Origin of the sequence: Vreelandella glaciei (assembly GCF_013415125.1) — a bacterium.
Taxonomy (GTDB): domain Bacteria; phylum Pseudomonadota; class Gammaproteobacteria; order Pseudomonadales; family Halomonadaceae; genus Vreelandella; species Vreelandella glaciei.
This window is the reverse complement of the sequence record NZ_JACCDE010000022.1, coordinates 61,851-74,209: the sequence shown is the minus strand read 5'-3', so window position 1 is coordinate 74,209 and position 12,359 is coordinate 61,851. Positions and strand designations below refer to the sequence as shown.

The window sequence follows — 12,359 nt, the reverse complement described above, 5'->3', positions numbered from 1 at the left end:
TTGCTGATAATAGCCGCTTTATCGACGCACCTTTACAGTTGCGCGTTAGCACACGCCGCCACCGACGACACCCGGATACCTAAATGAAAGACACGATAGTTTCTCTGCTCGAAGGCGCGGTTACCGCGCTCAAGCACCAAGGCGTGCTGCCCAACGACCTTCAACCCACGATCAAAGTCGACCCCACCAAAGACAAGGCCCACGGCGATTACGCCACCAACTTGGCGTTGATGTTGGCCAAACCGGCGGGCAAAAATCCGCGTGAACTGGCCACTCTGCTGGTGGACGCGCTCCCTGAGAGCGACGCGATCCAACAAACGGACATTGCGGGCCCCGGCTTTATTAACTTTTTCGCTGCCGCCGATGCCGCGGCGCAAATCGTTGCCCAAGTCCTCGACTGCGGCGATACCTTTGGTCGCAGCCTGATCGGCAAAGGCGAAAAAGTGCAGGTAGAGTTCGTTTCCGCCAACCCCACCGGCCCGCTGCACGTTGGCCACGGCCGGGGCGCGGCGATTGGTGACTGTTTATGCCGCCTGCTCGAAGCCACCGGCTATGACGTGACCCGCGAGTTCTACTACAACGACGCAGGCGCCCAGATAGCCAACCTCGCGCGCTCGGTACAAGCGCGGGTAAAAGGCTTAGGCCCTGACGATGAAAGCTGGCCCGAAGACGGCTATCGCGGTGAGTATATTGTCGATGTGGCCAACGACTACCTGGCGGGTAAAACGGTCAGCGCTGACGATCGCGAAGTCACCGCCAAAAAAGACCCTGACGACTTAGACGCCATTCAAGAATTCGCCGTCGCATGGCTGCGGCGTGAGCAAGATCTCGACTTAAAAGCCTTTGGCGTAGAGTTCGATGTGTATTTCTTAGAGTCGTCGCTCTACGAAGATGGCAAGGTGGATGCCACCGTTGAGAAGCTGGTAAACGCTGGCCACACCTATGAAGAAGATGGTGCCATGTGGCTGCGCACCACTGATTTTGGTGATGACAAAGACCGCGTGATGCGCAAACAGGACGGTGGCTACACCTACTTCCTACCCGATGTAGCCTACCACCTTGACAAGTGGCAGCGCGGTTTCAAAACCGTGATTAACGAGCAGGGCGCCGACCACCACTCCACCGTCACCCGCGTGCGCGCTGGTTTACAGGCGCTGGAAGTGGGCATTCCCAAAGGCTGGCCCGACTACGTGCTCCACCAGATGGTGATGGTCACCCGCTCAGGCGTCGAGGTTAAACTCTCCAAGCGCGCCGGTAGCTATGTCACCGTGCGCGACCTGATCGACGAAGTGGGCCGCGATGCCACTCGCTTCTTCCTCGCCGCCCGCCGTGCTGACTCCCAGCTCACCTTTGATATCGATCTGGCGCGCTCGCAGTCGAACGACAACCCGGTATATTACATTCAATACGCGCATGCTCGGGTATGCAGCATGCTGCGCAAAGCAAAGGATGCCGACCAGCCGTTTGATCATGCATTAGCCATAGCCAATCTAGCCCTGCTGGACAGCGACCAGGAAAAAGCCGTTCTTAACCGCTTGGCACGCTTCCCTGAAGTGGTGGAGACCGCGGCTAGAAACCGCGAACCACAGCAGGTTGCCCAGTATTTGCTCGATCTTTCCGGCGACTTCCACACCTGCTACAACGCCGTCAAAGTGATGGTCGAAGACGACACCCTGCGCAATACGCGCCTGGCGCTGGGCCTCGCCACCCGTCAAGTGCTCCGCAACGGGCTTGATTTAATGGGGGTTAGCGCCCCAGAGGAGATGTAATCAATGGCTAGCCCGCGCAAAAAGCCCGCCCCCCGCCGCGGTGCCACCTCGCAGCGCAAGTCCAACCGCAGCTCAGGCGGCGGCTTTCGCCTACCCGGCTGGCTGTGGGGTCTTGCCGGCATGGCGGCAGGCTTCTTTTTAGCCCAGCACCAGCACGGCACTGCCCCCTGGCAAGAGCAGCCGAGTGAAACGCCCCAGGCCACGGTGATGCCCAAGCCCTCGGGTAGCGAAGAGCGCGCCGCCGCTCGGGAAACCAAGGAAGCCGCCGAGCCGTCAATGCCGACGTTTGAGTTTTATACGCTGCTGCCGGAAACCGAGGTCATTGCCCCTGGCGTCACGCTGCCGTCAAGCGTTGTGCGCCCGGAGGCTCCCGAACAGGCAGCCGATAGCGACGCGGCTTCTGGCGCCGCAGGTGACGACCCCATTGCCCAGGTTATTGCCGCCAATACCCGGCCTGAAGACCAGGTCTCGGCAGCCCAGGAGAATGAAGCGGCCACCAACACCCCAGGGCGCTATATGCTTCAGGCCGCCTCATTTCGTGAGGCAAGTGACGCCGAACAGCTGCGCGGCCGACTGCGCAACTTAAGCCTGTTGGCGGAAGTTAGCGAAGTCCAGGCGGATGGCAGTACCTGGCACCGTGTTCAAGTGGGGCCTTACGAGGATACCCGGGAGCTGAACCGCGCTCAGGATTTAATGAATACCCAGGGTATAGAACCACTACTTATCCAGCTGCAGAACTAATAATCCCATCTTGAATACCCTGCGGGCGGTTGATTTTTTATCAGCCGCCCGCATTTTGTTGTGAACGCTTACACAATGGTCGCTTCCATGAGCAATTTGCTAACAAGTAAGTGACCTGCCAGTCATCGGGAGCGCGCCTCCCACCAAGGAGTTATCTCCATGACCACTATTGTCTCCGTTCGTCGTGGTAACCAGGTCGCCCTCGCTGGCGACGGCCAAGTGTCGCTGGGCAATACCGTAATGAAGGGTAACGCCAGTAAAGTACGCCGCCTCTACCGCGGCAAAGTACTGGCCGGGTTTGCCGGTGGCACCGCGGATGCGTTCACTCTGTTTGAACGCTTTGAAGCACAGTTGGAAAAATACCAAGGCCATCTCACCAAAGCAGCGGTTGAGCTCGCCAAAGATTGGCGCACCGACCGGGCGCTGCGCCGTTTAGAAGCACTGCTGGCCGTGGCTGACCATAGCGCCTCATTAATCATTACCGGTAACGGTGATGTGGTCGAGCCTGAGCGCGGCATTATTGCGATTGGCTCTGGTGGCAACTTCGCCCAAGCCAGCGCCCGAGCGCTGTTAGAAAATACCGAGCTTTCGGCGCGTGAAATTACTGAGAAATCGCTGGCGATCGCTGGTGATATCTGTGTGTTTACCAATCATCACGTGACGCTCGAAGAGCTGTCGATTGACGGTCGCTAATCATTTTACGCGACTCGCAAACGCCGCTCATTGCCCACAAAGGTTACTTATATGACTCAGATGACACCCCGCGAAATTGTTCACGCTCTAGACCAGTACATTATTGGCCAGCAAGATGCTAAACGCGCCGTTGCAATCGCCCTGCGTAACCGCTGGCGCCGCATGCAGCTCGATGATGACTTGCGCCCAGAAGTCACGCCTAAGAACATTCTGATGATTGGCCCCACCGGTGTGGGTAAAACCGAGATTGCCCGCCGTTTGGCCAAGCTGGCCAAAGCACCGTTTATTAAAGTTGAAGCGACCAAGTTCACCGAAGTCGGCTATGTTGGCCGTGACGTTGAGTCGATTATTCGCGACTTGATGGAAGCCGCGATTAAGATGGTGCGCGAACAGGCGAAAGAAGAAGTTGGCAACCGTGCCGCGGATGCCGCCGAAGATCGGGTTCTGGATGCCCTTCTTCCGCCACCCCGTGGCCAGGAAGACAAACCACGTGAAGAAGGCAGCACTCGCCAGTCCTTCCGTAAGAAGCTACGTGAAGGCCAACTGGACGATAAAGAGATCGATATCGAAATCTCCTCTCACGGCCAAGGCATCGATATCATGACCCCGCCGGGCATGGAAGAGATGACCAACCAACTGCAGAGCATGTTCTCCAACATGGGTCAGCAGAAGCGTGAGAACCGCCGCGTAACGGTCAAAGAAGCGCTGGTTCTGCTGCGTGATGAAGAAGCTGGCAAGCTGGTCAACGAGGAAGAGATCAAGGCGCGCGCGGTCTATTCGGTTGAGCAACACGGTATCGTCTTCCTGGATGAGATCGACAAGGTGGCCAAGGGCAGCGGCCAGTCCAGTGGCGGCGAAGTCTCTCGCGAAGGCGTTCAGCGCGACCTGCTGCCGCTGATCGAAGGCTCTACTGTTTCGACCAAGTACGGCATGGTCAAAACCGATCACATTCTGTTTATTGCTTCTGGCGCCTTCCACCTATCGCGCCCTTCCGACCTTATTCCTGAGTTACAGGGCCGCCTGCCGATTCGTGTAGAGCTTGATGCACTGACGCCTAACGACTTCAAACGCATCCTCACCGAGCCCTCTGCCTCGCTGACCAAGCAGTATCAGGCGCTCCTGGCGACAGAAGGTCTTGATGTGGAGTTTACTCCCGACGGTATCGAGCGCATCGCGCAGATCTCCTGGCAGGTCAACGAAGGCACTGAAAACATCGGTGCCCGCCGTCTGCACACGGTCATGGAGCGGTTGTTGGAAGAAGCCTCTTTCAAAGGCGGCGATATGGAGAGCCCGCTGATCATCGACGGAGATTACGTCAATGCCCAGCTTGGCGAACTCGCGGTCGACGAAGACCTGTCACGGTATATTTTGTAAGCTGCGCCTGTCGTTATTATCAGCGTTGGTATCGTCAGCAACAGCAAGCCCGCTCTTCGCGGGCTTGCTGCTATGGCATTTAGCCATGGACACTTAGCCATGAGGTCTCATCATGAACGCCCCTACCCCTACCCGGGTTCACTACCATAAGCAGGCCCGCGAGCTGGAACTTGGTTACGCCACGGGCGAACATTTTCGCCTGCCGGTGGAGTTGTTACGCGTCTACTCACCTTCCGCCGAAGTACGCGGCCACGGTGGTGACACGGCAGTACTGCAAGTGGGGAAAAAAGATGTCGGCCTGCAAAATATTACTCAGGCAGGCAACTACGCACTGAAACTGCACTTTGACGATGGTCATGACAGTGGCCTGTTTAGCTGGAACTACTTATACGATCTTGCCACGCATCAAGAAGCCTATTGGAACAATTACTTGCAGCGCTTAAAGGATGCAGGCGCCTCGCGCGAGCCGGCCAGCATTCAATTCAAGCAACTGTGATGGCATGACTCACACCCCTGCAACCAACTAGGCAGACAAGCCAGGGCGGACAAGGCTACAATGACGCTAACTTTTTAATCGCGTCGGCCCTCAGTCAAAAGACCAAAGGTCGATCTGCCACCGCCTAAAATTCGGGAGCTACCGCCCCATGAGCCCCACAGAAAAACGCACGACTCATTTTGGTTACCAGGAAGTACCGGTTGACGAGAAAGCGTCACGAGTAGCTGACGTATTCCACTCGGTTGCCGCACGCTACGACGTAATGAACGACTTGATGTCGATGGGTATCCACCGGGTTTGGAAACGCATGACTATTGAGCGCGCCGGTGTGCGCCCTGGTCACCACGTGCTTGATATCGCTGGCGGCACGGGCGACTTAACCCTCAAGTTTTCCCGCCTGGTTGGCCCGCGTGGCAAAGTAGTGCTGGCGGATATCAACGCCTCAATGCTCAAAGTCGGCCGCGACAAGCTGATGGATAATGGCGTCGGCGGCAACGTAGAGTATGTTCAAGCCAATGCCGAAAGCCTGCCGTTTCCCGATAATAGCTTCGACTGCATTACGATCGCTTTTGGGCTGCGCAATGTCACCGACAAAGACGCTGCGCTGCGTTCCATGGCGCGCGTTCTTAAACCCGGTGGGCGCCTGTTGGTATTAGAGTTCTCCAAACCCAACAACCCTTTGCTGTCTAAGGCTTACGACGAGTACTCCTTCCGCCTGCTGCCCAAAATGGGCGAACTGGTGGCGGGGGACGGCGAAAGTTACCGCTATTTGGCGGAGTCGATTCGGATGCATCCCGACCAGGAAACGCTCAAAGCCATGATGGAAGAGGCGGGGCTTGAGCGGGTCGAGTACACCAATCTGACGGGCGGTATCGTTGCACTACACCGCGGCATTAAGCTATGAGACTTCAGACGCTACAGACCCAGAGGCCAGCATGCTGGTAACCCCGACCCTGCTGTTGGCCGGATGTGAACGCACGCTCAATGCCCTACTCGCCCGCGACCCGGCAGCCCCCGCACGGCTGGCAGCGCTGGCGGGCAGCCGTTTGCTGATACGCCTGGAGCAGCCGCATCTTGAACTTGTGATCCACTACCACCACGCAGGCTTAGACCTGATGCGTGGCGAAGGTATTGTTGAAACCGAGGTAGATGCGGTCGTCGAGCTGACTCCGGAAACATTGTCAGAGTGGATCAGCGGCGCCTCGATTGAGCGGCTAATGTTCGATGGCAAACTGGCCGTGCGTGGGCGTATCCATCTACTTGAAGCGACCCGCGAGCTGCTTTTCGATTTAGACATTGACTGGGAAAGCGAGCTGGCCCGCTGGCTTGGCGATATGCCCGCTCACTCGCTGGCCGAAGGGTTGCGTCGCGCCGCTCGCTGGGGACTGCGTGCCAAAGATGAACTGATGCAGGATGTTTCTGAATATGTCTTTGAAGAAGCCCGCCTGCTACCCGGTCAGCAACAGCGCAACGTGCTACGCGATCACTTAACCGAGCTGGAAATTGCCACCGATCGTCTGGAAGCGCGCTTTAACCGCTTGCAGCGCAAGCTGACGCAACCGCCGCAGAGCGCCTCTCAGGAGCCACGCCCATGAGCCTGCGCCTGCTACGGATCAGCTGGGTAATCACGCGCCACCGGCTAGACACGCTGCTGCCGCTGGAGCGCCTGCCCTGGTGGCTGCGGACGCTGCTGTGGTTTTCACCGTTACGCTTGGTGCCGATCAGCAAGCGATCGCGGGGCGAACGCCTGCGCTTGGCGTTAGAGGCGCTAGGACCAATTTTCATTAAATTCGGTCAGATGCTCTCGACCCGTCGCGACCTGCTACCTGCGGATATCGCCGATGAGCTAAAGCGCCTTCAGGATCAGGTGCCACCTTTCCCCGGCGATCTTGCCGCTGCCCGCGTCGAGAAAGAGCTGGAAATGACACTGGAAGTGGCCTTTGCTGAGTTTGACCGTGTGCCATTAGCCTCAGCGTCGATTGCCCAGGTGCATGCGGCAAGGCTCCACGGCGGTGAAGACGTAGTGGTAAAAATTATTCGCCCCGGCATTGATCGCGTGATGCGTCAGGACATGGCGCTGATGTACCAAGTCGCCAAGCTATTCTCCAAAATCCCCGAAGCGCGACGTTTGCGCCCGGTGGAAGTCATTCGCGACTACGAAGCCACGCTGTTTGACGAATTGGATCTCTATAAAGAAGCCGCCAACACCTCGCAGCTTAAACGTAACTTCAAAGACTCACCGCTGCTGTTTGTACCTACCATCTATTGGCCCTTCACCCGCCGCCACGTGATGGTTCAAGAGCGCATTCGCGGCATACCGGTCGCCGATTTAGATACGCTAATTGCCCGGGGCACGAACCTTAAAAAGCTCGCAGAACGCGGCGTTGAGCTTTTCTTTACTCAGGTATTTCGTGACAACTTCTTCCATGCCGACATGCACCCCGGAAATATCTTTGTTAACTGCGACAACCCCGAAGACCCGCAGTACATCGCCATCGACTGCGGCATTGTGGGCAGCTTGACCCGAGAAGATCAGGATTATTTGGCCCGCAATCTGCTGGCGTTTTTCCACCAGGACTATTACGAAGTAGCCGCGCTGCATATTGAGTCCGGCTGGGTGGGTGAAAATACTCGCGCCAATGAGTTCGCGGCAGCCATCCGCACCGTCTGCGAGCCCATTTTAGAGAAGCCGCTGAAAGACATCTCCTTTGGCCAAGTGCTCCTGGGTCTGTTTCAAACCGCGCGGCGTTTTAATATGGAAGTGCAGCCGCAGTTGGTTCTATTGCAGAAAACACTGCTCAATATTGAAGGCTTAGGGCGTCAGCTCTATCCTGACTTGGACCTTTGGAGCACCGCCAAGCCGTATTTAGAACAGTGGATGAAAGAGCGTGCGGGTGTCAGCGGTTTATGGGAATCATTCAAGCGGCAGGCACCGGAGCTTTCACACCAGCTACCTGAATTGCCTGTACTCGCGCACCAAGCGCTCAGCCGCATGGAGCATGAGCATCGTCAACGTCATCAGCAGGTGGACTCCATCAATGCCATGCGCGTGCAGATGGTACGGCAGGGAAAGCGGCTTTACCGCCTGCGCCTGGGTCTGATTCTGCTGGCACTAGCACTGGCTTGGCAGCCATTAAGCGGTTGGATTGAGCTCCAGGAGTGGCCAATACTGGCTGCCGCTGCGATTGGCCTCTTACTGCTGGTATGGCAATAGCGCAGTGCATTAAACGTTTATAAGGATTCCCATGGACAGCAACTCATTATCGCCTGACAATTTACCAACCAACGCTTTTTCGACAAATACTGCGTCTGTGCTGGATACTCTCAATGAGGTACTAAAGCAGCGGCGACACGCAGCAGCAGAAGATTCTTATGTAGCCTCCTTGCATCATAAGGGCTTGAACAAGATACTCGAAAAGATTGGCGAAGAAGCGACTGAAACAGTGCTTGCAGCAAAAGATGCGGAGCACGGTGGTGAGGCTGAGCGCCAAGCGTTGATTTCTGAAACGGCCGACCTGTGGTTTCATAGTATGGTGATGCTGTCGCACCTGGGGATGGATCATCAGGCTGTTTTAGATGAACTAGCACGACGCGTTGGCATTTCCGGGCACGAAGAAAAAGCGTCTCGTCAGCCATAGCGGTCACAGAAACTGTCGTATAGTGATAACCAAGCTGGACAAAAGATAGTCAACCTGCTCCCATGAGGAAACGCATATGTTAGGTGGTATTAGTATTTGGCAGTTGCTGATTGTTCTGGGCATCATCATCCTGGTTTTCGGCACCAAAAAACTGCGTAATGTGGGCACCGACCTAGGCGGGGCGGTCAAGGGCTTCAAGAAAGCCATGCACGATGAAGAGAAAAATAAAGAAGCGGATAAAGAAGACGCTGACCAACCGCATGCCAAAGTGAGCCATGAAGAACCTGGCAACACTTATGACGTTCAAGCCGAAGAGAAACAGGCCGCCAACGAACGTAACGAAGAGCGCAAATAAACCATGCTGGATATCGGCTTTCTTGAACTAATGCTCATTGGCATCGTCGGGCTGTTGGTGCTTGGCCCGGAGCGGCTGCCTAGGGCCGCCCGCACGACGGGTATGTGGATTGGCAAAATAAAGCGCACGGTATCCGGCATGCAGCGTGAAATTAGCGCTCAGCTTGAAGCAGAAGAGCTACGCCAAAAGCTTAACGAACAGCAGAAGAAGCTCGACGATAGCTTGAAAAAAGCCAAGCTGGACGTAGAGAGTATTGCCGATTCCCCTTCAACTCCTCGGTCAGCGCCAGCAACCAAGGCGACGCAGAGCGAGACAGAACAGCGCGTCGCCAAAGCGAGCTCCCGATTGGATGATGCCCTGCAAACGGTACGTGAAGAAACGCCTCCTTCATCGTCACCGCCTTCCTCGGTAGAGCCCGAAGACGCGCCAGAACCTGAGCCGACTGAATCACAAAAGGCTGTATCAAATAAGGATCGTAACCACCAATGAGTATGTCTGGCGATTCAAAGGAGCCGCGTGAAGAACAAAGCCAAGCCCCTCTTATTGAGCACCTGATTGAACTACGTTCACGGTTGATGCGCGCCGTGATCGTGATCCTGGTGGTCTTTTTGGGCCTTTATTCGTTTGCCAATGATATTTATACCTTCGTCGCCGAGCCGTTAATGGATCTGCTGCCCGAAGGCTCGCAAATGATCGCCACAGAAGTGGCCTCGCCATTCTTAGCGCCATTTAAACTTACCCTGGTCGTCGCGGTGTTTATCGCCATTCCCTTTGTGCTGCATCAGGCCTGGGCGTTTATCGCGCCGGGGCTTTACGACAATGAAAAAGCGCTGGCGATTCCGATTCTGGTCTCAAGCATTGCGCTGTTCTATGGCGGTGCGGCGTTTGCCTATTACGTGGTTTTTCCGCTGCTGTTTGAGTTTTTCACCCAAACCGGGCCGGACAACATCGCGATCATGACCGACATTAACCAGTATTTGAACTTCGTTCTTAAACTGTTTTTTGCGTTCGGGGTGGCGTTTGAAATTCCTATTGCGACCTTCTTGCTTATTCTCTCTGGCGCTACGACGGTGGAAAGTCTGTCTAAAAAACGTCCCTATATCCTTTTAGGCTGCTTTGTCGTCGGTATGCTGCTCACCCCGCCGGATGTGATTTCCCAAAGCCTGCTGGCAATCCCCATGTATCTGCTTTACGAAGTGGGGCTACTGTTTGGCCGTTTGGTGCGCAAACGCAAAGAAGCGAAAGAAGCTGCTGAAGAGCAAGAAGCCGATCTCTAAGCGGCTCATCGCAGCACGCAGATACTAAAAAGCCGTCGCCATTATCCATGGCGACGGCTTTTTAGTATCTGCAATACAACGTTATTCAATACAACGGCGCGCTTAATCCATCATTTCAGCGATACGATCTACCAATTTAAAAATACCAGTGGCCGCTTCACTAATGCGCGCTGCCAGCATATAAGCAGGCGTGGTCACCACACGGTGCTCAAGGTCGACGACAATATCTTCTACTGCACAGCTGCGGTGCAACCCGCCCATGGCACTAATCGCCCCGGAAACCGCCGGATCATTACCCACGGTCACTGCAATACCGTCACCCAATAGACGGGGCACCAGTACAGGAGAAATGCACATCAAGCCGATGGGTTTGGCCTCTTGACGAAAACCAACCAGCGACTCTTTTAGCGCTTCCAGCACCTGCATATTGTCGCTGGCACTGGCGAAATCCGACAGATTTTTGGCGACACCGAAACCACCGGGCACAATTACGGCATCGAAGTTATCAGCGTCTAGCTCGCTCAACGGGCGGATGTTTCCACGCGCCAAGCGGGCAGACTCCTGCAGCACATTACGCTGTTCACCTTCCGCCACCTCTTGCGTGAGGTGGTTGATAACGTGATGCTGTTCTATATCCGGGGCAAAACAGTGGTAACCAATACCCAACTGATCCAAGCGCAACAGCGTTAACGTCGTCTCATATATCTCTGAACCATCATAAACGCCGCAGCCAGCTAAAATCACCGCCACCTGTTTGGTCATGCCTATCTCCTTATCCCAGGGTCTGCCGATCGCAATACAGCAAAGCAATTGCTCACTTTAGTCAGTCTACCTTGTTGCCACAAGACGGCTTTCGCCGCAGGGTATGGCTGATATACTCACTTCAGGCCTTCGGGCACCCTCATATGCGATCCTAAATGGAGAGAACTTTTGAGCACACCCACTCCCCGCCACTTCCCGGCCACCCGTATGCGCCGTATGCGTCGCGATGATTTTTCACGCCGTTTGATGCAGGAGAACAGCCTAAGCCCTTCAGATCTCATCCTGCCGGTGTTCGTATTGGAAGGCGAAAACCAGCGTGAAGCCGTGGCGTCCATGCCTGGCGTTGAACGGCTCTCTATCGACCTGTTGATCGAGCAAGCCCGGGAGGCTTTTGAGCTTGGCATCCCAGCGTTAGCGCTGTTTCCCGTCGTTGGCGCCGAGCAAAAAACCGAGCTTGCCGAAGAGGCGTATAGCGCCAGCGGGCTGGTACAGCGGAGCGTGCGTGCCCTTAAGGCTGCCCTGCCCGAGCTAGGGATTATCACTGACGTGGCGCTGGACCCCTATACTAGCCACGGTCAGGATGGCATTCTTGATGAGAATGGCTACGTGCAGAATGATCGCACGGTAGATACGCTGCTCAAGCAGGCGCTCTCCCATGCTGAAGCAGGTGCCGATGTAGTTGCCCCTTCCGATATGATGGATGGCCGCATTGGCGCTATTCGCCAAGTGTTAGAGCAGGAACACCTGCATAACGTGCGTATCATGGCCTACAGCGCCAAGTATGCGTCTCACTATTATGGGCCTTTCCGCGATGCCGTTGGCTCAGCGACCAACTTGGGCAAAGCCGACAAGCGCACCTATCAAATGGACCCTGCCAACAGCGATGAAGCATTGCACGAAGTAGCCATGGACATCGCCGAAGGTGCCGACATGGTGATGGTCAAGCCGGGCATGCCTTACCTGGATGTCGTTCGCCGCGTCAAAGCTGAGCTCAAAGTCCCCACTTTCGCCTATCAAGTCAGCGGTGAGTACGCCATGCATCGCGCCGCTTTCGACAATGGCTGGCTGGAAGCGGAACCGGTGATTTTGGAATCATTGATGTGCTTCAAACGAGCAGGTGCCGATGGGATTTTGACCTATTTCGCTCTCGAAGCAGCACGTTTATTACAGCGCCACTAAACTACTGCGACAAAGATGACAACAAGGTGACACTTGTTTGTCATCTTCTCCCCGCATACTGCCTTCCTATACAAG

At 55.7% G+C, this 12,359-nt stretch carries 14 protein-coding genes; 13 read left to right on the top strand and 1 reads right to left on the bottom strand.

The annotated features are described in order from the left end of the window. The first annotated feature begins 83 nt into the window (after positions 1-83). The 12 genes from argS to tatC all read left to right on the top strand — a co-directional run bounded on the left by argS (position 84) and on the right by tatC (position 10,343). Positions 84-1,769: an arginine--tRNA ligase gene (argS, locus tag HZS80_RS15070; RefSeq protein ID WP_179916568.1), complete on the top strand. Its 1,686-nt coding sequence runs from the start codon at positions 84-86 to the stop codon at positions 1,767-1,769. Between the two features lie 3 nt (positions 1,770-1,772). Beyond that, positions 1,773-2,510 carry an SPOR domain-containing protein gene (locus tag HZS80_RS15065; RefSeq protein ID WP_179916567.1) on the top strand — a complete coding sequence of 246 codons (738 nt, stop codon included), beginning with the start codon at positions 1,773-1,775 and terminating at the stop codon, positions 2,508-2,510. A 159-nt stretch (positions 2,511-2,669) separates the two neighbouring features. After that, positions 2,670-3,203, top strand: coding sequence for an ATP-dependent protease subunit HslV (gene hslV / locus HZS80_RS15060; RefSeq protein WP_008957546.1), 534 nt, complete (start codon positions 2,670-2,672; stop codon positions 3,201-3,203). A gap of 51 nt (positions 3,204-3,254) precedes the next feature. Further along, positions 3,255-4,577, top strand: a complete 1,323-nt coding sequence (hslU, locus tag HZS80_RS15055) for an ATP-dependent protease ATPase subunit HslU (protein WP_179916566.1) — start codon at positions 3,255-3,257, stop codon at positions 4,575-4,577. Positions 4,578-4,689: 112 nt separating this feature from the next. Then, positions 4,690-5,073 (top strand): gamma-butyrobetaine hydroxylase family protein, encoded by a 384-nt coding sequence (locus tag HZS80_RS15050; protein WP_179916565.1) that lies wholly within the window; start codon positions 4,690-4,692, stop codon positions 5,071-5,073. Positions 5,074-5,221: 148 nt separating this feature from the next. Next, positions 5,222-5,977, top strand: coding sequence for a bifunctional demethylmenaquinone methyltransferase/2-methoxy-6-polyprenyl-1,4-benzoquinol methylase UbiE (gene ubiE / locus HZS80_RS15045; protein WP_179916564.1), 756 nt, complete (start codon positions 5,222-5,224; stop codon positions 5,975-5,977). A gap of 31 nt (positions 5,978-6,008) precedes the next feature. Beyond that, positions 6,009-6,668: a ubiquinone biosynthesis accessory factor UbiJ gene (locus HZS80_RS15040; protein WP_179916563.1), complete on the top strand. Its 660-nt coding sequence runs from the start codon at positions 6,009-6,011 to the stop codon at positions 6,666-6,668. After that, a complete protein-coding gene (ubiB, locus tag HZS80_RS15035; protein WP_179916562.1) occupies positions 6,665-8,287 on the top strand; it encodes a ubiquinone biosynthesis regulatory protein kinase UbiB in 1,623 nt (540 codons plus the stop codon). Before HZS80_RS15040 ends, ubiB begins: the two co-directional genes overlap by 4 nt. A gap of 31 nt (positions 8,288-8,318) precedes the next feature. Next, complete coding sequence (locus HZS80_RS15030) at positions 8,319-8,711, top strand: phosphoribosyl-ATP diphosphatase (protein WP_218927732.1); 393 nt, start codon at positions 8,319-8,321, stop codon at positions 8,709-8,711. Between the two features lie 76 nt (positions 8,712-8,787). Further along, positions 8,788-9,066: a Sec-independent protein translocase subunit TatA gene (gene tatA, locus HZS80_RS15025; protein ID WP_008957553.1), complete on the top strand. Its 279-nt coding sequence runs from the start codon at positions 8,788-8,790 to the stop codon at positions 9,064-9,066. A 3-nt stretch (positions 9,067-9,069) separates the two neighbouring features. Next, positions 9,070-9,555: a Sec-independent protein translocase protein TatB gene (gene tatB / locus HZS80_RS15020; protein ID WP_179916561.1), complete on the top strand. Its 486-nt coding sequence runs from the start codon at positions 9,070-9,072 to the stop codon at positions 9,553-9,555. Then, positions 9,552-10,343: a twin-arginine translocase subunit TatC gene (gene tatC / locus HZS80_RS15015; RefSeq protein ID WP_179916560.1), complete on the top strand. Its 792-nt coding sequence runs from the start codon at positions 9,552-9,554 to the stop codon at positions 10,341-10,343. Before tatB ends, tatC begins: the two co-directional genes overlap by 4 nt. 102 nt (positions 10,344-10,445) lie before the next feature. Here the strand turns inward: tatC and elbB are convergent, their stop codons facing one another. Continuing rightward, the gene (gene elbB / locus HZS80_RS15010; protein WP_179916559.1) at positions 10,446-11,105 is read right to left on the bottom strand and encodes an isoprenoid biosynthesis glyoxalase ElbB; all 660 of its coding nucleotides are present in this window, start codon (positions 11,103-11,105) and stop codon (positions 10,446-10,448) included. A gap of 168 nt (positions 11,106-11,273) precedes the next feature. On the opposite strand from elbB, the gene hemB reads away from it, so the two are divergent. Then, a complete protein-coding gene (gene hemB / locus HZS80_RS15005; protein WP_179916558.1) occupies positions 11,274-12,284 on the top strand; it encodes a porphobilinogen synthase in 1,011 nt (336 codons plus the stop codon). Positions 12,285-12,359: the final 75 nt, after the last annotated feature.